The 23,631-nt window shown below is 37.3% G+C and carries 27 protein-coding genes and 1 pseudogene; 10 read left to right on the top strand and 18 right to left on the bottom strand.

Features of this window, described 5'->3' with window-relative positions:
• Positions 1-4: 4 nt before the first annotated feature.
• Entirely contained in the window at positions 5-1,075 is a 1,071-nt protein-coding gene (locus HCH28_RS13205; RefSeq protein ID WP_221681289.1) for a sulfate/molybdate ABC transporter ATP-binding protein, read from the top strand.
• 43 nt (positions 1,076-1,118) lie between these two features.
• Here the strand turns inward: HCH28_RS13205 and cysI are convergent, their stop codons facing one another.
• The 7 genes from cysI to HCH28_RS13170 all read right to left on the bottom strand — a co-directional run bounded on the left by cysI (position 1,119) and on the right by HCH28_RS13170 (position 8,668).
• Positions 1,119-2,834, bottom strand: coding sequence for an assimilatory sulfite reductase (NADPH) hemoprotein subunit (gene cysI, locus HCH28_RS13200; RefSeq protein WP_221681288.1), 1,716 nt, complete (start codon positions 2,832-2,834; stop codon positions 1,119-1,121).
• A gap of 123 nt (positions 2,835-2,957) precedes the next feature.
• The gene (locus HCH28_RS13195; RefSeq protein WP_221681287.1) at positions 2,958-4,751 is read right to left on the bottom strand and encodes an assimilatory sulfite reductase (NADPH) flavoprotein subunit; all 1,794 of its coding nucleotides are present in this window, start codon (positions 4,749-4,751) and stop codon (positions 2,958-2,960) included.
• 43 nt (positions 4,752-4,794) lie between these two features.
• The gene (locus HCH28_RS13190; RefSeq protein WP_004228347.1) at positions 4,795-4,944 is read right to left on the bottom strand and encodes a YezD family protein; all 150 of its coding nucleotides are present in this window, start codon (positions 4,942-4,944) and stop codon (positions 4,795-4,797) included.
• Positions 4,944-5,684, bottom strand: a complete 741-nt coding sequence (locus HCH28_RS13185) for a sirohydrochlorin chelatase (protein ID WP_221681286.1) — start codon at positions 5,682-5,684, stop codon at positions 4,944-4,946. The genes HCH28_RS13190 and HCH28_RS13185 overlap by 1 nt, the downstream gene beginning before the upstream one ends.
• 12 nt (positions 5,685-5,696) lie before the next feature.
• Positions 5,697-6,470, bottom strand: a complete 774-nt coding sequence (gene cobA, locus HCH28_RS13180; RefSeq protein ID WP_221681285.1) for a uroporphyrinogen-III C-methyltransferase — start codon at positions 6,468-6,470, stop codon at positions 5,697-5,699.
• A gap of 350 nt (positions 6,471-6,820) precedes the next feature.
• Positions 6,821-7,024: a hypothetical protein gene (locus HCH28_RS13175; protein WP_016991509.1), complete on the bottom strand. Its 204-nt coding sequence runs from the start codon at positions 7,022-7,024 to the stop codon at positions 6,821-6,823.
• A 135-nt stretch (positions 7,025-7,159) separates the two neighbouring features.
• Entirely contained in the window at positions 7,160-8,668 is a 1,509-nt protein-coding gene (locus HCH28_RS13170; RefSeq protein WP_221681284.1) for a leucyl aminopeptidase, read from the bottom strand.
• Between the two features lie 123 nt (positions 8,669-8,791).
• Here HCH28_RS13170 and HCH28_RS13165 point away from each other — a divergent pair, with 123 nt between their 5' ends.
• Positions 8,792-9,274 (top strand): divergent PAP2 family protein, encoded by a 483-nt coding sequence (locus tag HCH28_RS13165; RefSeq protein ID WP_221681283.1) that lies wholly within the window; start codon positions 8,792-8,794, stop codon positions 9,272-9,274.
• A gap of 90 nt (positions 9,275-9,364) precedes the next feature.
• Here HCH28_RS13165 and HCH28_RS13160 read toward each other — a convergent pair whose 3' ends face one another.
• The 5 genes from HCH28_RS13160 to HCH28_RS13140 all read right to left on the bottom strand — a co-directional run bounded on the left by HCH28_RS13160 (position 9,365) and on the right by HCH28_RS13140 (position 14,874).
• Positions 9,365-9,694, bottom strand: a complete 330-nt coding sequence (locus tag HCH28_RS13160; RefSeq protein WP_004228336.1) for a YuiB family protein — start codon at positions 9,692-9,694, stop codon at positions 9,365-9,367.
• Between the two features lie 244 nt (positions 9,695-9,938).
• A complete protein-coding gene (locus tag HCH28_RS13155; RefSeq protein WP_221681282.1) occupies positions 9,939-11,732 on the bottom strand; it encodes a carbon starvation CstA family protein in 1,794 nt (597 codons plus the stop codon).
• A 117-nt stretch (positions 11,733-11,849) separates the two neighbouring features.
• Positions 11,850-12,593: a LytR/AlgR family response regulator transcription factor gene (locus HCH28_RS13150; RefSeq protein ID WP_221681281.1), complete on the bottom strand. Its 744-nt coding sequence runs from the start codon at positions 12,591-12,593 to the stop codon at positions 11,850-11,852.
• A 6-nt stretch (positions 12,594-12,599) separates the two neighbouring features.
• Complete coding sequence (locus HCH28_RS13145; RefSeq protein WP_221681280.1) at positions 12,600-14,351, bottom strand: sensor histidine kinase; 1,752 nt, start codon at positions 14,349-14,351, stop codon at positions 12,600-12,602.
• A 25-nt stretch (positions 14,352-14,376) separates the two neighbouring features.
• Positions 14,377-14,874 (bottom strand): NUDIX hydrolase, encoded by a 498-nt coding sequence (locus HCH28_RS13140; RefSeq protein ID WP_221681279.1) that lies wholly within the window; start codon positions 14,872-14,874, stop codon positions 14,377-14,379.
• A gap of 149 nt (positions 14,875-15,023) precedes the next feature.
• Between HCH28_RS13140 and HCH28_RS13135 the strand changes: the two genes are divergently transcribed.
• The gene (locus HCH28_RS13135; protein ID WP_221681278.1) at positions 15,024-15,575 is read left to right on the top strand and encodes a hypothetical protein; all 552 of its coding nucleotides are present in this window, start codon (positions 15,024-15,026) and stop codon (positions 15,573-15,575) included.
• On the opposite strand, the gene HCH28_RS13130 is transcribed toward HCH28_RS13135, so the two are convergent.
• A complete protein-coding gene (locus tag HCH28_RS13130; RefSeq protein WP_082431457.1) occupies positions 15,534-15,752 on the bottom strand; it encodes an NUDIX hydrolase in 219 nt (72 codons plus the stop codon). The two genes, HCH28_RS13135 and HCH28_RS13130, sit on opposite strands and share 42 nt — an antisense overlap.
• Before the next feature lie 178 nt (positions 15,753-15,930).
• Here HCH28_RS13130 and HCH28_RS25445 point away from each other — a divergent pair.
• The 4 genes and pseudogenes from HCH28_RS25445 (at position 15,931) to HCH28_RS13110 (ending at position 18,521) form a co-directional block, all read left to right on the top strand.
• Positions 15,931-16,418 (top strand): annotated as a pseudogene (locus tag HCH28_RS25445) (GNAT family N-acetyltransferase).
• A 233-nt stretch (positions 16,419-16,651) separates the two neighbouring features.
• Positions 16,652-17,038 carry a hypothetical protein gene (locus HCH28_RS13120; RefSeq protein WP_221681277.1) on the top strand — a complete coding sequence of 129 codons (387 nt, stop codon included), beginning with the start codon at positions 16,652-16,654 and terminating at the stop codon, positions 17,036-17,038.
• A gap of 219 nt (positions 17,039-17,257) precedes the next feature.
• Entirely contained in the window at positions 17,258-17,662 is a 405-nt protein-coding gene (locus tag HCH28_RS13115; protein WP_221681276.1) for an NUDIX hydrolase, read from the top strand.
• Positions 17,663-18,101: 439 nt separating this feature from the next.
• Complete coding sequence (locus tag HCH28_RS13110) at positions 18,102-18,521, top strand: DUF3139 domain-containing protein (RefSeq protein WP_221681275.1); 420 nt, start codon at positions 18,102-18,104, stop codon at positions 18,519-18,521.
• A gap of 186 nt (positions 18,522-18,707) precedes the next feature.
• Here the strand turns inward: HCH28_RS13110 and HCH28_RS13105 are convergent, their stop codons facing one another.
• Positions 18,708-19,082: a HesB/IscA family protein gene (locus HCH28_RS13105; protein WP_009371985.1), complete on the bottom strand. Its 375-nt coding sequence runs from the start codon at positions 19,080-19,082 to the stop codon at positions 18,708-18,710.
• Positions 19,083-19,268: 186 nt separating this feature from the next.
• Between HCH28_RS13105 and HCH28_RS13100 the strand changes: the two genes are divergently transcribed.
• On the top strand, positions 19,269-19,961 hold the full coding sequence (locus tag HCH28_RS13100; protein ID WP_221681274.1) for a DUF2225 domain-containing protein: 693 nt from the start codon (positions 19,269-19,271) through the stop codon (positions 19,959-19,961).
• Between the two features lie 47 nt (positions 19,962-20,008).
• On the opposite strand, the gene HCH28_RS13095 is transcribed toward HCH28_RS13100, so the two are convergent.
• The gene (locus tag HCH28_RS13095; protein WP_004228295.1) at positions 20,009-20,245 is read right to left on the bottom strand and encodes a NifU family protein; all 237 of its coding nucleotides are present in this window, start codon (positions 20,243-20,245) and stop codon (positions 20,009-20,011) included.
• An 83-nt stretch (positions 20,246-20,328) separates the two neighbouring features.
• Here HCH28_RS13095 and HCH28_RS13090 point away from each other — a divergent pair, with 83 nt between their 5' ends.
• Positions 20,329-20,664 (top strand): YuzD family protein, encoded by a 336-nt coding sequence (locus HCH28_RS13090; RefSeq protein WP_004228290.1) that lies wholly within the window; start codon positions 20,329-20,331, stop codon positions 20,662-20,664.
• Positions 20,665-20,718: 54 nt separating this feature from the next.
• Here HCH28_RS13090 and HCH28_RS13085 read toward each other — a convergent pair whose 3' ends face one another.
• The gene (locus tag HCH28_RS13085) at positions 20,719-21,783 is read right to left on the bottom strand and encodes an NAD(P)/FAD-dependent oxidoreductase (protein WP_004228288.1); all 1,065 of its coding nucleotides are present in this window, start codon (positions 21,781-21,783) and stop codon (positions 20,719-20,721) included.
• Positions 21,784-22,052: 269 nt separating this feature from the next.
• On the opposite strand from HCH28_RS13085, the gene HCH28_RS13080 reads away from it, so the two are divergent.
• Positions 22,053-22,289 (top strand): YuzB family protein, encoded by a 237-nt coding sequence (locus HCH28_RS13080; protein WP_004228286.1) that lies wholly within the window; start codon positions 22,053-22,055, stop codon positions 22,287-22,289.
• A gap of 79 nt (positions 22,290-22,368) precedes the next feature.
• Here HCH28_RS13080 and HCH28_RS13075 read toward each other — a convergent pair whose 3' ends face one another.
• Entirely contained in the window at positions 22,369-23,121 is a 753-nt protein-coding gene (locus HCH28_RS13075) for a TIGR01457 family HAD-type hydrolase (protein WP_048394415.1), read from the bottom strand.
• Positions 23,118-23,570, bottom strand: coding sequence for a DUF86 domain-containing protein (locus HCH28_RS13070; RefSeq protein WP_009371987.1), 453 nt, complete (start codon positions 23,568-23,570; stop codon positions 23,118-23,120). Before HCH28_RS13070 ends, HCH28_RS13075 begins: the two co-directional genes overlap by 4 nt.
• Positions 23,571-23,631: the final 61 nt, after the last annotated feature.

The following is a 23,631-nucleotide window of genomic DNA, read 5'->3' as shown; positions in this document are numbered from 1 at the left end:
CTGAATGAGTATACAAATTCAAAACGTATCCAAAAAATATGGGTCCTTTCAGGCACTAGAGGATATATCCGTACATATTCAGTCTGGGGAACTAGTTGCACTGCTTGGCCCTTCTGGATCAGGAAAAACCTCATTATTACGTGTGATTGCTGGGCTTGAAACAACGGATGTTGGCAATATTTTATTTGATGGTCAATCCATCACAGATCGCCATCCAAAGGAACGTAATGTGGGCTTTGTCTTTCAACATTATGCGCTTTTTCGCCATATGACGGTCTTTGACAATGTAGCTTATGGCTTGAAGGTACGTCCTCGAAAAAACAGACCTTCAAGACAACAAATCAAAAATAAAGTGATGGAATTATTACAACTTGTGAAGCTTGAAAATTTCTCAGATCGGTATCCAACACAGCTTTCGGGTGGGCAACGACAACGTGTTGCTCTGGCAAGAGCGCTTGCCGTAGAGCCAAAGGTACTGTTACTAGATGAACCATTTGGAGCTCTCGATGCAAAAGTACGCAAGGAGTTACGTCGTTGGCTTCGAAAGTTACATGATGAATTTCATATTACAAGTATTTTTGTGACACATGACCAGGAGGAAGCTCTCGATGTTGCAGATCGCATTGTGGTCATGAACAATGGCAAAATCGAGCAAATTGGTAGTCCAGACGAGGTCTATACAAATCCCAAAAGTCCATTTGTCTATGACTTCTTGGGCAATGTCAATTTATTTAAAGGTCGCTTATATAATGGTAAGCTCATGCAGGGCGAAGTTGTACTTGATGTACCTGATGCCCTAACACATTCAGAGGACAATGCGATAGGCTATGTACGTCCACATGATATTCAGATTGAGAAAACAAGTATTCCAGGTACGGTTCCTGTTAAAATCAGCCACATTCATTTGCTAGGCCCTATTGTCCAAATTGAGCTACGTCGTGAGGATCTTGATGAATTTTTAGAAGCGGAGTTATCAAAAGAACAATTTCATCTTCTTCAACTGAAGGTGGGCGATCAGGTATTTGTAAAGCCGAAACAATTAAAGGTGTTTATTCCTGAAGATTATTCTATATAAAAAAACCATGTAGCAAAGAAAAATTTGCTACATGGTTTTATTTTTAATGAAATTCTCTTCCATCATAAACAGCTGTGACATACCCTGCACGAATGACAAAGTCTCCAAAATGCTCGCCCTCTAAACGTTCCTTTGAAAAATGCAGAAGAATTGGGCGTAGCTCTGCTAAAATTTCCTCTTCACCAATATTTTCACGATAGATTTTATTTAAGCGATTGCCTGTAAAACTTGCACCAAGGTACATATTGTATTTACCTGGCCCTTTGCCAATAAAGCCGATTTCACCCATTGCTGCACGTGAACAGCCATTTGGACAACCAGACATGCGAATAACAATTTCTGTTTCATTTAAGCCAGCCTCATCAATAATGGCATCAATTTTTGTTATAAGAGAAGGTAAATAGCGTTCTGCTTCTGCCATGGCTAAGCCACATGTCGGTAATGAGACACAGGCAATAGAATTGCGGCGTAAGGCAGAATAATGCGCACCATCTGTTAGCTTGTATTGTTCAATAAGCGTATTTATTTGTTTCTTTTTCTGGGGGGTTACATTGCTAATCATTAAATTTTGGTTCGGTGTTAAACGAAAATCACCCGTGTGCACCTTAGCTATTTCACGTAAGCCAGTTAACAACTGATAATCCTCAAAGTCTTTTATACGGCCATTTTGAATAAATAACGTATAATGCCAATGACCATCTGCCCCTTTTACCCAGCCAAATTCATCACCTGTACGCTCAAAAGTATAAGGACGAGCCTGCTGAATTTCCCAGCCTAGACGACGCGTTAATTCTTCTTGGAACCATTCAAGTCCTCTCGCATCAATTGTGTATTTAAATCGTGCATTTTTACGGACAGAGCGATTCCCATAATCACGCTGTATCGTGATTATTTTTTCTGCTGTTTCTAGTAATTTATCTGGCGTTATAAAGCCAATTTCACGAGCAAGCTGTGGATAGGTTTCATGATCACCATGTGTCATGCCCATGCCTCCACCAACCGCTACATTAAAACCAACAAGCTGATTGTCTTCAACGATGGCAATCAGTCCGATATCTTGTGAAAAAACATCTACATCATTACTTGGTGGAATTGCAATACCAATTTTAAATTTACGGGGCAAATATTGAGCTCCGTAAATTGGTTCAATTTCTACATCCTGACTATCTACTACCTTTTCTCCATCTAACCATAATTCATGATAAGCGCGTGTTCGCGGCAGTAAATGCTCACTTAGTTTCGCAGACCAATTATAAACCTCTTCATGTAATGCAGATTGGTTTGGATTGACATTACACATCACATTACGGTTCACATCTCCACATGCCGCAAGAGAATCCAATAACACCTCATTGATTTCCTTCATATATTTTTTAACATTCCATTTTAAAATGCCATGTACTTGAAATGCTTGACGTGTTGTTAATTTTAAAGAGCCATTGCCATACTTTCTAGCCATTTCATCCATCACAAGCCATTGTGCTGGGGTGGCTGCTCCACCCGGTGTTCGTACACGTACCATAAATTGATAGGCAGGTTCCAGCTTTTGTTTCTGACGTTCATTCCGAAGATCTCGATCATCCTGTAAGTAACTGCCATGAAATTTCATAAGGCGATTATCGTCCTCTGGAATACCAGAGCTTAATGGATTGTTCATGGTACGTTCCAGTGTTCCACGTAGGTAATTGCTTTCGGTTTTAATACGCTCTACATCGCTTGGTTTCCCAGGCTGTGGAGGTAACACTATTTTTTCAGTCATTCTTTATCGCTCCTTTAATCCATTACACCTCAGCGTATTGGGCATACCTGAGGGTTTACTTGCTAACAAAGAGATCAACTCATTAATCAGGGAAGGATTTTTAGAAATTTGTGTTGAACTGCATTAATAAACGTCACGTTGGTAGCGTTTTTGCTGTTTTAATTCATTCACATAGGCTTTTGCTTCCTCTGGTGTTTTCTGTCCTCGCTGCTCAATGATTTGATGAATGGTTGCATCCACATCAGATGCCATTGATTTTTCGTCACCACATACATAAATGACAGCCCCCTGCTCCAGCCACTCAAAAAAACTTGCGGCATTTTCTTGCAATTTATGTTGAACATAGATTTTTTTGTCTGTATCACGTGAAAAGGCTACATGCATGTGACTTAATGTGCCAGTAGCTAGCCAACGTTGCCAATCCGTTTGATAGAGGAAATCCGTAACAAAATGCTGATCACCAAAGATGAGCCATGCTTTCCCCTCAATCCCTAACTCTTCTCGCTCCTCTAGAAAAGCTCGATATGGTGCAACACCTGTGCCTGCACCAATCATAATAATTGGCGTTTCATTATTCTCTGGCAATCTGAAATTCGGATTTTTATGAACATAGATTGGTAATGTATCACCTATTTGTATTCGTTCTGCCACACTTCCAGAGCAAACACCAAGGCGTTGTCTACCTGCTGTTTCATAGCTTACCTTGCCAATCGTTAAATGAACCTCTTCGCTATTGGCCTTTTGGCTACTAGCAATAGAATAAAGTCGAGCTGGAATTTTACGCAGTAACTCTACAAACTGCTGAGCATTCCAAGTAAATGGTGTAAATTCCTCTACTAGGTCGAGCAAGTCTCTTCCTTTTGCATAATCCTTCCATGCTTTTGGTTCTTCAAATAGCTTAGAAAATTCTTTATGCTCTGTATGAGCAGCAATTTTTTCGAGTAACGGCTTAGATAACACCGTAATTTCTAATTTTTTCTGTAGTGCATCTTTTATTGTTATTGTTTCATCAAAAACAGTCACTTCTGTCTCCGAATCAAATTGAAGTGCTGTCAGCAATGCATTGACTAATTGTTCATCGTTCTCTGGCAGAATGCCAATGCTATCGCCAGGTTCAAAATGAAAATTAGCTCCCTCAATCGATAATTCAAGATGACGTGTCTCTTTATTGGAGCCACGACCATTTAAATTTATATTTTCAAGTACTTCAGCGTAAAATGGATTTTTTCTTGAATATGTAGATTCTTCAAGTACTTGCGCCCCTTCGTTATGTGCTGAAGTAGACGTTGCTGAAGTTGTGTGCTGAAGAAATTCCTGTTGAACCGCAGAGAACCACTGTGCAGCTGCGTCATCATAATCTACATCGCAATCTATACGAGGAACAATTCTTGTTGCACCTAATTGCGCAAATCGCTCATCGAAGTCCTTACCTGTCTTACAGAAAAATTCATAGGAGCTATCCCCTAAAGCAAGGACCGAATACTGTAGGTGTTCCAGTTTAGGCGCCCGTTTGCTATGCAAAAATTCATAGAATTGTATTGCTTGATCTGGGGGATCTCCCTCTCCATGTGTACTCACAATAAGTAATAGATTGGTGATCTTTTTTAAATTACTAGCTTTAAATTTCCCTAATGATGAGACAGTTACATCTACCTGCTGTTCTTTTAAAGCTGCTGCATACTTCTCAGCTAATCCTTGACTATTGCCTGTTTGGGAACCATATAAAATTGCTATTGTTTTTGTAATCGGTTGGGCTGCTGGTGGTGCCTGTTCAGCAATTGCATCAAGAGTTGCTTGGGGAGCACTTAAGTAACCGTTTAGCCAAAATTTTTGTTCAATTGTTAATTTAGGGAGAAGCTCGTTTAATAACTTCACCTGCTCTTCATTAAATGGACTGTTTATTACTTGTAATTTCAATCTTTGCCACCTCACGAATCATCATCATTTCATATTTTTAAATTTATCGAAGCCTTATTTTTTCCTTTTTCTCAATCTGAACCACATAGGAATTTTGAACAATCAATGTAATGGATCCGTGGTTCACAGTATTTAACATTTGGCGGACATTATCTAATGCTAGATTTACATTTTCAGTTCTTTTATCTACCATTACGAAACACCTTCCTCTTTAAAATGTAGTAATTCATCAATACGTTCCACTAATACTTTTTTCACATTGTCGTCATAGCCTAAGCTTTCACATAACAAAATGTTTTGGCTGTCAAAGCCTTGTAATCGCTTGGCAATACTTTGTCTTAAAATGCCTGTAAATAATAAATAAGGGACAATAAAAATTTGCTGTTGCTTCCCTTTAACTTGCAGTAACCAGTCTTCAAAGGTTGGTCCCATTCCGTATAAGAAGCATGTATCAACGGCTTTATAGTGATATTTAGTACGTAGCCTTTTGGCAATTTTGGCTAAATCCCTCTTGACGGCTGGATCACTACTCCCGCGTCCTATGAGTAAAACACTCGCATTGCTGTTAGGTTTCAGTTTTTCTATTATCCTAGCCTGTAACGTGTCAATTAATCGTTCATGAATGCCAAGAGGCTCACCATATGTAAACTTTACATATGGATATAGTTTTTGAGCTTTTGCCATTTCTTTCGGAATATCATGCTTTGCGTGTTGAGCAGCTAGTAGGAGAATAGGCATTACGGCAATCGCTGTTGCTCCTTTACGAATACAGCTAGCAATGCCTTCTGCAATGGTTGGTGTTGCCAGCTCTAAAAAGCATATTTCCTGAATAGGTACTGTCACTTCTTGTTGAACGCCTTGAAGAAAGTTTACGGCCTGCTCTACACCCTCCTTTACACGACTGCCATGTGCAATATATAAAATAGCCTGCATAATCCCACAACCTTATCCCGTTATTTGGATTGGCTGTGCTGGGTTTTCCTCAAACCAATGAATGGTTTCTCTTAAGGTCACAACCTTCCCTACTAATATGATGCTAGGGTTTTGAATCTTTTCCACACACACGATTTCCTCAATTGTAGCTAAAGTACCCGTAACAGTTCTTTGCTTAGTAGAAACTGTTCCCCAGTGAATAACAGCCACAGGCGTTTTTTCATCACGGCCATATTTGAGTAATTGTTGACGGATATAAGGCAGATTACCAACACCCATATAAATGGCAATCGTATCAATCCCTTTTGCAAGACTTTCCCAACGGATAGCATCTTCTTTTCCATCCTGCATATGCCCAGTAACCATAGCAAAGCTTGAGCCTAAATCACGATGTGTGACAGGAATACCTGCATATGCTGGAGCTGCTATACCTGACGTAATACCAGGCACAATTTCAAAGGGAATTTGATGCTTCGCTAGCACACCTGCCTCCTCTGCCCCTCTACCAAAAACAAATGGGTCTCCTCCTTTTAATCTTGTGACAACATATCCTTGTTGGGCATAATCAACAAGCGTTTGGTTGATTTGCTCCTGAATCATGGCATGTTGCTGAGGCAACTTCCCGCAAAAGATTAATTTAGCGTCTTTCTTGGCATAGGCTAATAGCTCTTTATTAATGAGTCTGTCATATAAAATGACATCTGCACATTCAATGCAACGTAATCCTTTAATCGTAAGGAGGTCAACATCTCCAGGACCTGCACCGACAATATACACTTTCCCCATTTCATCTCACTCCTTCTGTTAATTAGCCTTGTTGTCATGGCATTTCAGATTGATTAAACTTACTAATAATGGTCCTCGATTTTCTAAACCTGACACTTTGCTTTCAGTACAAAAACCTTTACTAAATTAAGATAAAGAAAAAAGGCTAATATTACCCTTAGGCACAAAAATGCCTATGAATAATAAAAGCCTCTAGTTTGCTAGTCAGCCACATATTTAATTCTTAGTAATATAATAAGAATAATAAATAATTTAGTATATTCTGTCAACACAAATTTGATACTTCGTTAGGCACAATAAAAACCAGTTGTCGATATCAAGATCGACAACTGGCTGATCTAATTATGTGCTTACCATGGTCTACGATATCGCGGACCTGGTCGAAAATATGGACCTGGTGGATATGGTCGATAGTTTGGATAATATGGATTGTAAGGATATTGATTAAATTGAGAGCCAAGGAAACTGCCTAAAAAACCACCAAAAAACGGTGCGCCAAATGGCCAAATAAAGCCTCCAAATCCTCCGCCTGGATAACCTCCGAAATTGCGCATATGCTACCTCCCCTTTTTACTCTATCGTATGAAGGAAGATACATCTATCATATGTAGAATGCCTATTCTAACGGGATTAGTGCGTAAATTACAAAAAATCAGCGAGAATAAACTCCCGCTGATTGACACAGTTTATTATTTTTCTTCCCCTAAACGTTGGACAAAATTCGCGAGTGTACGGACCATAACACCAGTACCACCCTTAGGTCCTAAATCATGTACAGCTACTGCATCTGATGTGCCTGCTATATCCAGGTGAATCCATGGTGTATCACCAACAAATTCGCCCACAAAACCGCCGCCGAAAATCATATGACCATCACGACCAGGTGAGTTATTTAAATCAGCTACATCTGATTTTCGAATTCGTTTTTTATCATTTTCTGTTAAAGGCATACGCCAAACAAATTCATCTGTCTCTTTTGCAGCTTCCATAAATGCTTCAAAAAATGCATCATCATTTGCAAGTGCACCTGTTTTATCCATACCTAGTGCAGTAATAACGCCTCCAGTTAAAGTAGCAACATCGATCAGTGAAGTAACCCCTTGCTGTTTAGCATATGTAGTTGCATCTGCCAGAACTAAACGCCCTTCTGCATCCGTATTTAATACTTCTACCGTTTTTCCACTGTACGTCGTAATCACATCATCTGGTTTAAACGCTGTATCCGACACCATATTATCTGTAGAACCGATAACGGCTACAACATTTTTATTTGGACGTAATTCGCCGATAATTTTCATCGCACCAAGTACAGCAGCAGCACCGCCCATATCACCTTTCATACCAACCATAGAATCCTTTGGTTTTAAAGAATAGCCGCCTGTATCATACGTTACACCCTTACCAACAAGACCAATCGGATCTTCAAAATCTTCAGTCGCTTTATATTTTAAGGTAATTAATCGTGGTTCTTCATAAGAGCCTTGGTTAACACATAATATACCACCCATACCTAATTCCTCTAATTGTGCTTTATCTAATATCTCTACTTCAAAATCGTATTCCACAGCTAGAGATTGTGCATAGTTAGCTAAATCCGTAGCTGTAAGTAGATTTGGAGGTAAATTAATTAAGCTACGAGCTTCATTGACAGCATCTGCATAAATCACACCTACCTCAAAGCTTGCCACCACTTCATCTAAATCCTCTGCTGTAGTCACAAGGTGAACAGCATCAATACGTTTATCTACTTCGTTTGAAGTTGTTTTATAATGTGGAACAGCATAATAGCCAAGGCCAATTCCTTCACCCGCTAAAAATGCTACATCTGCTGTTGAAATTGACTCTGTTGTAAATGATTCAAGCCAGATGGAATACTCTTTTACTTTTAAAGCTCTTAATTCTTTTCCTACTAAACCAAATGCTGCGCGAATATCACCTTCTGTTAGGTTTTTACGCTCATCTAAACCTACAAATACAATACGTTTCAGGTTGTTATGGTTTTTCACAAATGGTAATTTCGTTAGTTTCTTTAATTCAGTTGAGACGTCTCCTGCACTAATCCATGTATCAAGGGTTTCACCGTAAAAAGATGAAAAGCTTGCCCAGTCCTGCATTTGTTCACGATGTTTTGTGACTCCTACCACTAATAGTTCTGTAGAAATCGTTTCAAATGTTTTTGCTTCTTTTACAATATGCATGTAAATTCCTCCATTCCATATACTATTATAACGAAGTTTCTGAAAAGCGCGTAATATTTGCCTATATCTTCTTTTAGAAAATAATGAATGTTATAATAAAAGCAATTATTTGCGAAGGTTGTGATGAAATTGAGTTTACTCCAAAATACCCCATTACTAATTGCCCTCTTTGCGGTTCTCTTTGCACAGTTTGTTAAAATCCCCATTCATTTTTTAATGACCAGACAAGTAAAATGGGGACTTTTTACGTCAACAGGTGGAATGCCTAGTTCTCACTCTGCTTCTGTCACTGGATTGGCAACCTCAATTGCCTATGAGACGGGTTTGGAATCCCCCATTTTTGCGGTAGCCGCCATGTTTTCCATTATTGTGATGTATGATGCTAGTGGTGTTCGTTACCAAGCAGGGCAGCATGCAGCCATTTTAAATCAACTACGTAAGGATTTCCAAACATTGCTTCATGATTTAAAAAAATGGCCACAGATGGACGGACAAGAAAAATTGGAGGAATTAAAAACACTATTAGGCCATAAACGAAGTGAAGTATTTTTTGGGGCTCTCACGGGTATTTTTATCGCCATCATAACCTACGAGTTTTTTATCTAACAGACATAAACACATCCTCTAGAGGGAGGCTGTGTTTTTTTGTATAAAAAAAGTATTCCCCCTTCAGTTGAAGAAAGAATACTAAGCACGTTAGAACATTCGATAGCCACTTTTACGTAAATAAATCATCACGATACCCGCCACAATAGAACCCGCAAAGCCACCTGATAAAATAGCAATATCCACAAACTGAAGTGCCTGTAATTTATCAATTAATGCTGGGAATGCAGAGCCTGGCTTAAAAATATAATCTAAGAAGCTTACTTCATCTACAATAAAGATGACAACAATTGGATACACAATTGCCATTAACCATGTCATCCGTAACAGCATATTTAACAAGAATCCGATACCAAAAAACATGACGAAAAATAACAAAATAGAAATGATTAACTGTACTAATGAAACTGGACCATCCATGTATGTATAACCTCCGTTTTCCTCTCATTAGTTTACATGATTACGACACCGCTTTCAATGAACATATCCTTGTTTTCGCTTGTTCGTCATATTTGGGAAAATCATTAATCGATCATCTATGGTTGATCTTTAAATTTAGGGGTATTTGCTTCTTCCTCGGGTATTTGCTTCTCCTTCACCGTAGATGCTTTTTCATCAAAAAACTATTGAAGACAAATGCTTATCTTCAATAGTTTCAATGATTTTATGAAGTTGATTGAGCTACTAAAAACTTTGGTGATTTCCAAAGCTGTGCCCATTTTTTAAATGCTGTCAGCACAATTAAGAAGCCAAGCATTAGCATGATAACTGATAAAATCCCATTTAACATATTAAAACCTGCAGCGGCTGGATTCCAGTATACATTTTTAATCATCCAATAGCCTGCAACGTTGACCGTAATGTATAAATAAGCCAATGGGATAAAGCATGTCAATGCATAGATGCGTTTATCTGCGACCTTCAATACCATCGTTACTCCACATACTAGACCAATGGCTGCCATGAGCTGATTGGATACACCGAATAATACCCAGATAGAGCTAATATCCCCTGAATACAATAAATAGCCCCACATAAAGCAGGCAAGTGCACTAGCAAAAATTGTACCTGGTACCCAATTGGTACGCTTCAGTGGTTTATATACATTGCCACCAAAGTCCTGTATTAAATAACGAGCTACCCTTGTTCCAGCATCAATGGCTGTAAGAATGAAAACTGCCTCAAACATAATGACAAATTGATAGAAGTACGAAGATAACTCTGCGAACCAAGGAATACCTGTAAAGATATCTGTCATGCCCACTGCTAGCGTTACAGCACCTCCTGTTCGTCCTTCCAAGTCCATGCCGATACTTTGAGACAATGCTTGTAGATGAACGGGCTCCATCCCTAATGTAGCAAACACAGCTGGTGCTGAGTTAATCGCAAAATAGTCGGCTGGATGAAGAGCAGTAGCTGCGATTAAAGCCATCACACCTACTAGTGACTCTACTAACATAGCGCCAAAGCCTACAATACGAATATCCTCCCAACGATCAATCATCTTAGGCGTTGTTCCTGAGCCTACAAAAGCATGGAAGCCAGAAATGGCACCACAGGCAATTGTAATAGAGACAAACGGCCACACAGGACCGGCAATTACTGGTCCACCACCATGAATAAACTCTGTCAATGGAGGGAATTGAATAGCAGGATTAACAAAGAAAACGCCAATAATTAGTGCAATAAATACCCCAATCTTCATGAAACTACTTAAATAATCACGAGGTGCTAATAATAGCCACACAGGTAACGCAGCGGCGAAAAAGGCATAGATCGGTAAGATGATAGCTAATGTCTCCCGATCAAATGTTAAAAAGTCACCGAATGCTGTGCCTTGAATAAGCGGTCCGATAAATACCCCAATCATTAATAAAATAAAGCCTATAGTAGATGTAACAATTAAATTGCCTGTTTTACGATAGGCAATACCCACAAGCATGGCGATTGGTATCGTTATACCTACCGCAAACGTTCCCCATGGATTGCGCTCTAAAGCACCTAACACCACCATCGAAAGACCTGCCATTGTAATCGTAATAATGAATAGCATCGCAAGGCCTGTACAGAAACCTGCGATAGGGCCTAACTCCTCCTTCATCACTTCAGATAGGGATTTACCACCATGACGCATGGATGCAAATAAAACAACAGCATCATGAACTGCCCCACCAATTACTGCCCCGATTAATAGCCATAGAAGTCCAGGTAAATATCCAAACTGTGCGGCTAGGATTGGTCCAACTAAAGGTCCTGCTGCTGCAATCGCTGCAAAATGATGCCCAAAGGTTACCCATTTATTCGTCGGAACATAGTCTTTACCATCTTCCAAAGCGTGGGCTGGGGTGGGCGTATCATCTTTTATTTTGAGTACCTTCTTTGTAAAGAAAATGCCATACAAACGATAGCTGATCATCAAAATACAAATAGACCCTATCACTATTGTAATCGCATTCATGCAAACACCCCTTTTACTTTTTCCACATCATAGCAAAGGAATGTCCCTATTATTCTCAAAATAACTGAAATGTCAGAAATTAAAGTTGAAAGGTAGTATTTGTCCGTTGAAATGCAACTACCTCGATAGGTCAAAAATTTTCCGTACATCCTTCATATACAGCCTACTGACAGGAATGGCATGTCTGTTGTGCACGATTAAATTAAATTTCGAACTACTCCAAGGCTCAAGTTCCACAATATGCTCTAAATTGACAATATATGCACGATGGACACGTACAAAGCCTTTTAAGGTAAGTCTTTTTTCTAACGCAGCCAATGATTCGGAAGCAATAAAGCGCCCCTGCTCTGTCACAACAACCGTTTTACTATCCTCAGAGGTGCAATACAAAATATCCTGTATTTTCAGTAACAAAATTCGATCGTTTGCATAAACGGTTAATTTATCGAGCTTGTCCAGCTGCGACACCTTTAACTCCTCCAATGTTTTTGCCTGAGCAGCTCTTTTTTTAGCTAACAGTTTTTCCACGGCCGTTTGTACCCTTTGTGCCTCAAAGGGTTTCAATATATAATCGAATGCATTGACTTCAAATGCCTGCAAAGCATAGTCATCGTAAGCTGTAGCAAAAATAATTTCAGGTCTCTGCGCATTCAGTAATAATTGTTTAGCTAAGTCAAGTCCATTGTTCATGCCTAATTCAATATCTAAAAATATACAATCGACTTCTTCAAGCTGTGACGCTTTGCACAATTCCTCAAGATTTTCAGATTCACCACAAACATTCACTAATGCTGTTTGCTCTAATAAATAACGCAGTTCCGCGCGTGCTAAGGGTTCATCATCCACAATATATACATTCAAATTCTTCTACTCCCATCTAGTAGCCTTCAACGGCAGTTGAATCATAATTTTTGTGCCCACATCTAACGTACTTGTTATATAAAAATCAGCCTCCGAACCGTAAATTTCATGAATTCGCTGATAAATATTCCATAAAGCCGTGCCTGTCCCTTGTTCCGATTCCATAATACGTTTACCTAGTTGTTTCACCTGTTCTTTCCTCATGCCACACCCATTATCCTCGGTCAACAGCAGTAGCTTATCATTCACGCGTTGTACTTTGACATAAATTTTGCCTTCTTTACGATTTTTAAAGGCATGATAAATAGCATTCTCGACAAGAGGCTGTAAGGTAAATGGAGGAATTTGCACATCAAAGAGTGTTTCATCCATGATAAATTCAACTTCGTAACGATTTGGAAACCGTGTTTGCTCAATAGATAAATAAGCTTCAACATGATCAATTTCATTTTTTAATGGAATAAGCATTTGTCGTGCGCCCTGCAAATTGCTTCTAAAAAATGTACTAAGCTTGATTAATAACGCTCTTGCCTCATCTGCATCTGTCCGAATCAAGCTTGAAATAGTATTTAGACTATTAAAGAAGAAATGTGGATGAACTTGTGCTTGTAATGCCTTGATTTCAGCATCCTTTAATAATTTTCGCTGTTGCTCAATTTCAGCATATTCAAGCTGTGAGGAAAATAGTCTACTCAAACCCTCTGCTAGCTCCTTCTTCACCCCTGTCAAAGAATCTGCTTTAGTGAAATAAAGCTTTAAGCTTCCAACTGTTCGATGCTGTACCTTCAGGGGCAAGACAATGGCAGCACTTAATGGGCAGCTAGCGTGTGGACATTGAATTTCTTTTTCAGATGTAGCCATTAAAATTTTGCCTTCCTCTAATACTCGTTTTGTCAAAGCTGTCATAATTTCTCGATGAATTAAATGATGATCCTCACCAACGCCAACATGTGCAAGCACCCCATTTTTATCGGTAATAGCGACCGCATCTACTTTTATTTCTCTTTTAATAATTTCTGCAACCGTTTGGCATGATTCTTCATTCAAGCCCTTACGAAAATGCTCAATTGTTTGTTGGGCAATTGAAAAAGCTTGATGGGTTTGTAACGCCTTTGTTCGCTCCTCTTCATCAATAAACGTTTTAATAATCATGAAAAATAAAAATATCCCAAAGGCATTCATTAAAATCATCGGCATTGCAATTAATGAGACTAACTGCAAAGCCTGCTCAAATGGCTTCGCAACTACTAAAATCACCAGCATTTGAATTGTTTCCGCACAGATGCCGATGATGACTGCTTTCTTATAGGAAAAAGTTTGACGTATTTTAAAGCGTTTACTTAAACCACCTGTAATAAAGCCAGCTAGAATCGTTGAAATACCGCAGGCTATTGCTGTAAAACCACCAAGTGTAATTCGGTGAATACCTGCAATAATTCCTACACATACACCAACAAGTGGTCCACCAAAAATTCCTGCAATGGCGACACCAATTAATCTCGTATTAGCAATGGCCTCCTCCGCATTGATCGTACTATGTATCATCTGATTTAAAGGATGGATTGTCCCACTTTCAATTTTAATCCCTGTATAACTGCTGATAATACATAGGCTACTAAAGATAATGATGAGCCATATTTTCTCTTTCGTTCCTTGCTCCTGAAACAGCTTTTCTCGAAAGAGTCGCCATCTTGACATTAAAAAGGCAAACACAATGATCAGCCCAACTCGCTCTAACATAAATAAAAACAGCTCCATCAAAGGTCACCTCCTAAAGGTCATATTATTTTTTAAAGAATAAACGATAAGAGGTATAACCAAAAATATCACCTGGATTAATCCCTTCTATCGCCTCTAGTTGATGTCTTTCAAATTGATTGGAAGCCATTTCCTTTAACATAACAGATGTTGATTCATCTTGGGCTAGCTCATTAGGGTACAACCATTTAGCTTCTAAAATTTCATTTTCCTGAATACATACCTGCTGCTGCTCATCTAGCATTCGACAATAAAAAATGGCCATATTATCACTGATGTCATCACGGATAACACCTGTTCTAAATCCAATTAAGCCTGAGACTCTACAATCGATGCCTGTTTCTTCTTTGATTTCACGAATGACCGCCTCATCCACCGTTTCTCCTGCATTAACAAAACCTGCTGGCAATGACCAACGCCCCTTCAAACCACTATAAGCCTTCTTTACAACCAACCATTGCCCAAGCTCATTAACTGTAACACCTGATACACCTAACCATATTTTCCCTCGATCTTTTCTCATAACCCTCACCTCTATCTACCTATTATACCTGCTCACTTTCTATGGAATGAAGCATTTATTCTGAATTTTACGACCGATTTTATAATATGTATTTTGTAAATATGTTACACTTAAAATAACTATAAATTCTTATTTAGGAGGTGAATTTTATGTTAAATGCATTCTCACCACGAGCAAAGTACTTTATAGCAGCACTTATGTTAGCGATATTAACTCCTTTTCTAGGCTTTTTTATGCCCTTAACTATATCCCATACATTTTATTTTAATAAAGATAATGTCGTACTGATTACTCCTCCTAGCAACTTTATTATGCTTTTAATAGCCTTCGGATTGATAGTATTAGCTTTGATTGTCCTCGGATTAAAAAGAAATCCATATATTTACGTCATTTCGTCTGCAATCACCTTAAGCAGCTTCGTATTAGGTTATTATTCTTTTTCAAGCTATAGCGCGATACAAAAGGATCAAATCGTTTTTCAACAGTATCACCATCAAACTATTTACAAATGGCAAGATATACATGAGGTTATCTATGAATATGAAATAGGTACAGTGGGAACATATTACTTTCAAACAACAAACAATGAAAAATTTGTAATCATGGAAAACGGACAATTTGGCCTCGACGAAAAAAGAGCAATTTATCAGCTAGCAATGCTAAATGGGGCAAAATTTACTGAGCGTGAAAAGTCTATTTAGCTTAATGGAAAAACGCCTTTTCTTAGAACCTAATACACATTTATCCTCTTTCATCTCTCGAATAGCCGCTTCTTTAAACGTTTCTTCCTTTTCTACACACCCCCCTGGCAACTCCCAACCTCTAGTAGAATCTTTCTTTAAAAGTACTTTATTTTGATGATCTATTATACTGCACACAGTTGTATGATTCTCATCTTCTCAATTGTTTAGAAAAGTCATTTCCTCTGATAAATAATTACCATATTGCTCCCCTTATTCATTATAACCTGTTACAATTCAGAATAGATTTAATATTCTGTTCTTAAAATCTTATTCTCACTTTCTATAGGAAGGAGACTAAAATGATCATTAAAATATGAAAGACTTTAATAAATGCAACGAGGGTTTCAAGGTCTTTGGAAGAATTATACCGACCTATGAAAATAATGTTTGGACCTATACAGAAGAAATATTTTCTACACCATACTAAAAAAAATATGAAGATGATGAAATAACATTAGTTATGTTGAAGATAAGGGGAAAGCTGTATTTTTTATAACGTTGATCACAACTGTTTTGGAAAAATTAAGCTCCGCTCGAATTGGAATGGATATGGACTTATTGAAGACATTGCTGTTGGAACAGCTTATAGGAAAAATGGTGTTGGAACAGCATTAATCGACCGATGGAATGGGCAAAGGTGAATAACATGTGTGGCCTGATGCTTGAAACACAAGATATTAATGTATCAGCTTGTAATTTTTATGCAAAAAAAATTTTGTTATAGGCACAGTTGATACGATGCTCTATTCAAACTTCCCTTCAGCTAATGAAATAGCGATTTTTTGGTATTATAAATTTTAAATATTCTGTCGTCATGAACAAAGAGGCTCGATAGTTATGTTGTTCTTTTCAAGTATTATACAAACGTTTTTTTCTTCTATTTATCCCATAAAAAATAGCTCGAATGTAAACTAACCACCCTGGAATTTAAACAAATTTTATATTTTTCTTGAGAGAATTTTCTACCAAAGCATAGAGTAAACCTACAATTGGTGAAGAATTTTGGTGTCATTTAATTTAATGAGGTGATTTTTTTGAAACCACAAGATTCTCTTTTTTTAATTTTGATTGCAGTGATTATTTCAATACCTGTCGCTTTATTATTTATAGTTTTTCGAAAAAGAAAAAAGATTGCACGAACTATCGTTAGTATAATTGTCAGTAGTTATATTGTTTTTGTCGCAATCTATCCTACTATACTTTCAAACCTTCATGCAAATCGATATGATGAATTAGAGGAATATTTACAGAACACATATCCAAATGAAGAGTTTATTATTTATTCAAGAAACTACGACGATGCCATTCAATTAGGTGATTATGATGTAAGTAATAAGTCTACACCAAAAATAGGAGTGACTTATCGTGTAACAAAAGATGGAGAAATATTTCAACTTGATAGCAAATGGTATAGTAAATAATGTTTTAAGAAATAGTATCTTGTACTTTCTATACGACCACAATTGAATTACGTTCCCAAACCAAAGTTAGATAACAAAACTTTGGTTTGGGAGCATTTCTTGTTCAAACGGGGGCTTTACTTAAAGATTATTGAGTTGCATAAGCAGCTCTTTTTTTCTTATTGAGCTAACGTGGCAGTTTAGTTCAAGATAGATAATGATATGGTAGGTGGTGTTTCTATGAATCGATTTATTATTACATCAGGTGCGATAGTTCTTGATGAACATAAGAGGATTTTATTAAAAAAGGATCCTAATCGGGGTTGGGAGTTACCAGGTGGGATTGTAGAAGAAAATGAGAATATAAAGAGTGCAGTGATTAGAGAGGTTAAAGAAGAAACAGGAATAAACATTGATATTATTGGATTTTGTGGAGCCTCACAAGAGTTAGAAAGAAATATATGTAATATGTGGTGGTTAGGAACACCTATAAATGGACGTTTAAAAACAAGCAAAGAAAGTTTAGAGGTTGGTTTTTTTAGCATTGAAGAGGCACTAAAACTGATAAGAAATGATGACTTTAAAGAGGAACTTTTAATATGTTTAGATAAAAATAATCATCCATTTTTTATTACATTTAAATAGACTTTTTATTACGCTAACGAGGGGCTTTAGTTCAATAAGATTAGGACTGGTGTTTATGATTGATTTACATATATGCAAGTCCTTTTGTTATGCCCCTAGGCTTACTCCTGTAATGCTTCACAAATGGCATTGTAGCACCAATAAACTAACACTCTTCTACTCTACTATCAACCCCTATAGGCTGTTAAATGTAGATAGAATTATAATTACCAATTGACTAAACACTGAAATGGTGTAAAATTACACAAAAAGAGATACTTTAGTTGGTAAATTGAGCAAATGGTTTGTAGCTTCAATTTCACTCGGAATAATAGGGGGTATTTTCATTTTTCAATAAGCGAAACAAAGTCTATCACATATCAATCAAGGACTTGTGCGTAAATAATGATTATTCCGTTATTAAAGAGAAGGAAAAAAACAATTTTTAGGGGGATGTAAGATGAATAAAAAAAAGATATTAATTATAACTAGTACCCTAATCGCTGTTATTGTCTTTGCACTGCCAACAGGTTTTATTTATGTTCTAAACAACGGTAATCCATATACAAAATACATTGCTAATAAGTATGTTCCAGAATATTTAGAAGAGAAGGGATATATAGACGAAGAAATTGAAGAATCACATTTTGTTGAACCCAAGCACTTAATAAATAAAGATTTTTATCACGGACATTATATGGTTATTTTTAAAGATGAACCTAATACAACCTATTATTACGGAATAACTAAAAAGGGAAAACAAGTTCAGCAATTTTGCGAAAAAGACAGACTTTCATTAGATGGTGTTACTGAAATATTTGAGGGTGAGACAAAATATAGTGAAAAGGAATGTAAAAATTCTCTTGATAATAGAGATTAATTTGCTTTGGACTATTAAAAAAGCCTCCTTAATTCGTAATGTTTTGCAACATACAAATCAAAAAGGCTTGGTATTCACAACCCTAAATACGCTAATTTAGAGTTGTGTTTACATATAATCGGGATTGTGACACTCAGATTTTCACTGCAATTTACAATCCTTGTTCTACATTTATATTACGTTGAATTACTCACAAACCTCAGGTGTACCTTCACGTTTCGCCGTTTTGAAAGACGTGCCGCAGCCACATGATGCAATGGCATTTGGATTATCGATTGTGAAGCCACCGCCCATTAGCGATTGTTTATAGTCAATTTTTGTTCCCATCAAAATCGGCGCATCTTCACGGGAAACAAGAATTGTTAAACCATGCTGTACATCTTCAAAATCATCCTCTTTTTTCTCTTTATCAAAATGCATGCCATAGGATAGCCCGCTACAGCCGCCACCATTCACCACTACACGTAAAAAAGAACCTTGTTCTTCATTATGCTCCATCATTTCATTAATATGAAAGCCAGCAGCCTGTGTCACTTCTATAATTTGCTTTGTACTTGTCATCCCAATCACCTTCCTTCTTACGTATTATCATAACAATTTTGACCATTGTATGACAAACATTCAGCTTCATGTCGATTTTAAGTTATAATTCTCATATTTTTCACATTAATAGTATTTTTTATTCATGTTAATAAAAACATCATTGGTATAATAGTTACAACGAATTCTTGGCAGGGGGTAATATATATGGAGATTTCACCATATTACGAGAAAAAGATTCAATGTTTAAATTGCAAAAAAGAATTTCCCACATTAAAAGTGCGTTCAAAATTTATTAAAGTAGATCATACAGAAACAGATTTTCAACCTATTTATGCAGATGAAGTGAATGCTCTTTATTACAATGTTTTTGTATGTGAGCATTGTGGCTTTTCCTTTACAGAAGATTTTACAAAATATTTTGCACCAGGTATCCAAGATCATATACGTACACAAATTACAGAAAAATGGGTGCATCATGATTTCAAGGGTGAACGTACTGTATTTCAAGCCATTCAAGCCTATAAGTTAGCGTTTCTTTGTGGCACGATTAAAAAAGAAAAAAATGTAGCGATTGCTGGACTAACTTTACGTCTTGCATGGCTTTATCGTTCCTTAAACAATAGTGGACAAGAAGAGCGCTTTATGAAATTAGCACGTGATTATTATATGGAATCTTATTCAACCGAGGACTACAGCTCCACACAAATGTCAGCCGTCCGAATTATGTATATGATTGCTGAATTATCTAGACGTATTGGAGATATTGAAAATGCGACACGCTTCTTTTCTAGAGTCATTGAAAAACAAAGTGTCGGTGGTGAGGCAAAAATTATAGATATGGCGAAAGAACAGTGGACTATTATTCGTGAAGAAAAAGAACATGCGCGTCATATATAGGGAGATAAAAAAGTTCTAGCTTAACAGCTAGAACTTTTTAGAAAGGCTTAGAATACTTGCTCTACTTCTACAATACCTGGTACTTCTTCTAATAATGCTCGTTCAATACCAGCTTTTAATGTAATCGTAGAACTTGGGCAACTGCCACAAGCACCTAATAAACGTAATTTCACAACGCCATCCTCAACATCTACTAATTCACAGTCTCCACCGTCACGTAGTAAGAATGGACGTAATTTATCTAATACCTCTTGAACTTGGTCGTTAATTGTTGCTTCTGCCATTTATCTCGACTCCTTTCCTTATAATGATTATAATGTTAGCAACAGAAAAAATCCAATATTGAATCACAAGGAGAGAAAATACTATGCCATCAACAAAACCTATGATTGAAATTTATGGAACAGCTGTCATATGTGCTAGCTGTGTCAATGCCCCATCTTCCAAGGATACATATGAATGGCTACAAGCGGCCATCAATCGGAAATATCCAGATCAAGTATATGATATTCGCTATATCGATATTGAAGGGCCAATTGAGAATGAACGCGATCAAGAGTATGCATCACGTATTCAAGATGATGAATTTTTCTATCCCCTTGTCCTTATTAACAATGAGGTAGTTGGAGAGGGCTATGTCCAATTAAAGCCTGTATTTACAGCGCTTGAAAATTTAGGGTTTGTTCCAGACGAAACGGTTTAACAAAAATAAAGGGATTGTATCAAAATAATTTTTGAAACAATCCCTTTTAGCTAATTAATCATTTTGACGTTTGTAATACCATAATAATCCTGATTTCATTAAGCGAGCGATACGCCCCGTTACTGTTGTATCAGCTAAGTATACAAAGCCTTGTTTTTTACCAAGAGCCCCCATGAAGCCTTTTAATTTAATATCTGGCATCTTCTCTGGTAAATGTTCACCTTTCCAACGCATACGAAGTACTTTCACAATTTGCTCCGCTTGTTCCTCTGCTAATTGTGCTGTTGGGGCTAAATCTGATGAAGCACAATCTCCTACAACATAGACATGTTCATCATCCAGTAAATTAAAATACTGTGTGACAAGTGGACGGTCATGTTTATCTTTTTCAACATCCATATCACGAACAATTTTGACTGGCTGAACACCAGCAGTCCAAACCACTGCATCGAGTAAAATTTCATCATCATGGTTAAAAATTTTACCTGGCTCTACTCTTGTAATATTTGAATTGGCAACAACATCAACATTATGCTTAACAAACCAATCCTTTACATACTTACTTAGTTTTTCTGGAAAATCTTTCAATATACGTTGACCACGGTCAAATAGCTTGATTTTTAAATCTGAGCGACTTTCACGTAGCTCACTTGCAAGCTCGATTCCACTTAAGCCAGCCCCTATAATTCCAACTGTAGATCCAGCTGGTAACCCACAAAGTGCTTGGAATGTTGCACGTGATTTGCCCATTGTTTGAATGCTGTACGTATACTCTTCCGCACCTGGTACACCATGATATTTATCTTCACAGCCAAGCCCGATGACTAAATCATCATATTCTATACGTTGTCCGTCTTCAAGAATGACTACTTTTTCCGCACGATTAATTTCAACGACTTCTCCATATACGGCTGTTAAACGTTCATGCTCTGGGAAGCTTACACGAATTTCTTTATCTGTTGCTGTCCCTGCCGCCAATGCATAAAACTCTGTTTTTAAACTATGGAAAGGGGCTCTATCTACTATAACTACCTCTCTGTCTAATGGTAGGCTGTTTAATAGACGAAGCATGACACGCATATTGCCGTAGCCGCCACCTAAAAGTACTAATTTTCCCATAATAGTCTCCTTTTATATCTCTTTTAATAATTGTTCACAAAGTATCCACAAACGAGTATAACCGATTGTGAGAAGTTTCACAATATCAGAATGAAATTTTGTGAAAGATTTCACAAAATAAACGAAAACCTGTTCATTTCTATTGATTTTTAAGCCATTAATAACAAATTCCCTTTATCTTTTATTAAAAAACGTTTCTTTTCTCTTAAACATAAATAATTGACGAAAATCGCAAAACCGAGTAGCATTACTTTGGTGAGGTGACATGGATGAATCCAATGGTTGAATTTTGTATAAGTAATTTAGCAAATGGCTCTCAAGCAACTTATGAAGTACTCGAACGCGATCCAAACATCGACGTTTTGGAATATGGCTGCCTCAGTTATTGTACAAAGTGCTCAGAATCCTTTTATGCAATTGTAAACGGTGAATTAGTAGAAGCTGATTCTCCTGATGAATTAACGAAAGCCATTTATCAATTTATCGAAGAAAATCCTTTATGGTAGTTTTCTAAAATGCCTATATGAATAAATTTGAACAAATAAAAAGGATGTTATGCTGAAAATTAGCATAAACATCCTTTTATTACTTTAGTACGTCCACTACATATGTAGGTTGGCATTCTTTTTCGAGGACAGTCTTTGTAGGCGTCACCCCAGTATTCACATGAATGGTGTCACAGCCAAAACGAATACCACACATAATGTCCGTATCATAATTATCACCGATCATTACCATGTCTTCTTTCGCAATCCCATGCTCGGTAGCAATTACTTCCAGCATGGCTGGCGATGGCTTACCAATATAGATTGGTTCAACATCTGCAACTTCTCCTACCAAGCGTGCAAAAGAACCATTGCCTGGTAAGAACCCATATTCTGTTGGGAATTTAATATCCTGATTCGTGGCAATAAAGGTTGCTCCTTGCTGAACAAAAACCGTTGCCCTAGCTAGTGCCATATAATCAAGCGTACGATCAATCCCCATAACAAATACATCGGGCTCATCCTCAACAGGCACAATATTTTCATTGAGTAGTGCCTGACGAATACCATCTGTACCCATCATGGCTACTTTCTTGCTTGGAAAATGTAAGGCCACATACTTTGCTGTGACCAATGCACTTGAATAAATATGCTCTAATGGCGCGTTCACACCAATAGACAGTAAAGCTTCTTGCAGTTGTTCTCGCGTCTTCGAAGAATTATTCGTTACATAGAATGGCTCAATTCCTGCTTGCTGTAAACGATGAATAAAAGCTACCGCAGAAGGAATACCTTCCTTCCCACGGTAGACAGTTCCATCTAAATCAAAGCAATAGGCCTTATATTGTTTCATTGATGATCCTCTGGCAAAAATGCTGAAACAGGTCCTAATTCATTTGTTAAATAATTATGAACTGCTGGCGAGAACTGCTTTAAAGCTGTTAGATTAGCTGTTAGTACATGGATAACCTCTTGGATATCTACCTCTATAAACTCACGCACAAGCATTTTACGTAAGCCAACAACTGCTTTGTATGGTGCTTCCAAATCAGCAGCTACAACTTTTTCATCGACTAAAATATCAATAATATCCTCGTAGCTTCCTGGATCGCGCATAATGAAACCGTCAATCATTAAATTTCCTACATCCATCATTGACTCCATAATGTTGTGTCCAATTCGCTCGATAGCTAATTTCTTTATATCATTCTGAAGCCAGTTATCCTCTGTTTCCAAAATAGTTAATAGCCCATCTAAGTACTGTAAATTTTTTGTGATTTTATTACGATCTACAAAATACACAAGGAAAGCCTCCATTCAAATCTTTAAAAGTTGATAGTCTTTTCTCTTCTATAGTACCATA

Origin of the sequence: Lysinibacillus sp. K60, from assembly GCF_019731275.1 — a bacterium.
Classification (GTDB): domain Bacteria; phylum Bacillota; class Bacilli; order Bacillales_A; family Planococcaceae; genus Lysinibacillus; species Lysinibacillus capsici.
This window is presented reverse-complemented; position numbering and strand designations above follow the sequence as displayed.

Coding starts and splice junctions, on each gene's coding strand:
- HCH28_RS13205 (WP_221681289.1), top strand. CDS start 5: ATGAGTATACAAATTCAAAACGTATCCAAAAAATATGGGTCCTTTCAG.
- cysI (WP_221681288.1), bottom strand. CDS start 2,834: ATGACTGAAAAAATAGTGTTACCTCCACAGCCTGGGAAACCAAGCGAT.
- HCH28_RS13190 (WP_004228347.1), bottom strand. CDS start 4,944: ATGGTAGATAAAAGAACTGAAAATGTAAATCTAGCATTAGATAATGTC.
- HCH28_RS13185 (WP_221681286.1), bottom strand. CDS start 5,684: ATGCAGGCTATTTTATATATTGCACATGGCAGTCGTGTAAAGGAGGGT.
- cobA (WP_221681285.1), bottom strand. CDS start 6,470: ATGGGGAAAGTGTATATTGTCGGTGCAGGTCCTGGAGATGTTGACCTC.
- HCH28_RS13175 (WP_016991509.1), bottom strand. CDS start 7,024: ATGCGCAATTTCGGAGGTTATCCAGGCGGAGGATTTGGAGGCTTTATT.
- HCH28_RS13170 (WP_221681284.1), bottom strand. CDS start 8,668: ATGCATATTGTAAAAGAAGCAAAAACATTTGAAACGATTTCTACAGAA.
- HCH28_RS13165 (WP_221681283.1), top strand. CDS start 8,792: ATGAAATTGAGTTTACTCCAAAATACCCCATTACTAATTGCCCTCTTT.
- HCH28_RS13160 (WP_004228336.1), bottom strand. CDS start 9,694: ATGGATGGTCCAGTTTCATTAGTACAGTTAATCATTTCTATTTTGTTA.
- HCH28_RS13155 (WP_221681282.1), bottom strand. CDS start 11,732: ATGAATGCGATTACAATAGTGATAGGGTCTATTTGTATTTTGATGATC.
- HCH28_RS13145 (WP_221681280.1), bottom strand. CDS start 14,351: ATGGAGCTGTTTTTATTTATGTTAGAGCGAGTTGGGCTGATCATTGTG.
- HCH28_RS13140 (WP_221681279.1), bottom strand. CDS start 14,874: ATGAGAAAAGATCGAGGGAAAATATGGTTAGGTGTATCAGGTGTTACA.
- HCH28_RS13135 (WP_221681278.1), top strand. CDS start 15,024: ATGTTAAATGCATTCTCACCACGAGCAAAGTACTTTATAGCAGCACTT.
- HCH28_RS13115 (WP_221681276.1), top strand. CDS start 17,258: ATGAATCGATTTATTATTACATCAGGTGCGATAGTTCTTGATGAACAT.
- HCH28_RS13110 (WP_221681275.1), top strand. CDS start 18,102: ATGAATAAAAAAAAGATATTAATTATAACTAGTACCCTAATCGCTGTT.
- HCH28_RS13105 (WP_009371985.1), bottom strand. CDS start 19,082: ATGACAAGTACAAAGCAAATTATAGAAGTGACACAGGCTGCTGGCTTT.
- HCH28_RS13100 (WP_221681274.1), top strand. CDS start 19,269: ATGGAGATTTCACCATATTACGAGAAAAAGATTCAATGTTTAAATTGC.
- HCH28_RS13095 (WP_004228295.1), bottom strand. CDS start 20,245: ATGGCAGAAGCAACAATTAACGACCAAGTTCAAGAGGTATTAGATAAA.
- HCH28_RS13090 (WP_004228290.1), top strand. CDS start 20,329: ATGCCATCAACAAAACCTATGATTGAAATTTATGGAACAGCTGTCATA.
- HCH28_RS13085 (WP_004228288.1), bottom strand. CDS start 21,783: ATGGGAAAATTAGTACTTTTAGGTGGCGGCTACGGCAATATGCGTGTC.
- HCH28_RS13080 (WP_004228286.1), top strand. CDS start 22,053: ATGAATCCAATGGTTGAATTTTGTATAAGTAATTTAGCAAATGGCTCT.
- HCH28_RS13075 (WP_048394415.1), bottom strand. CDS start 23,121: ATGAAACAATATAAGGCCTATTGCTTTGATTTAGATGGAACTGTCTAC.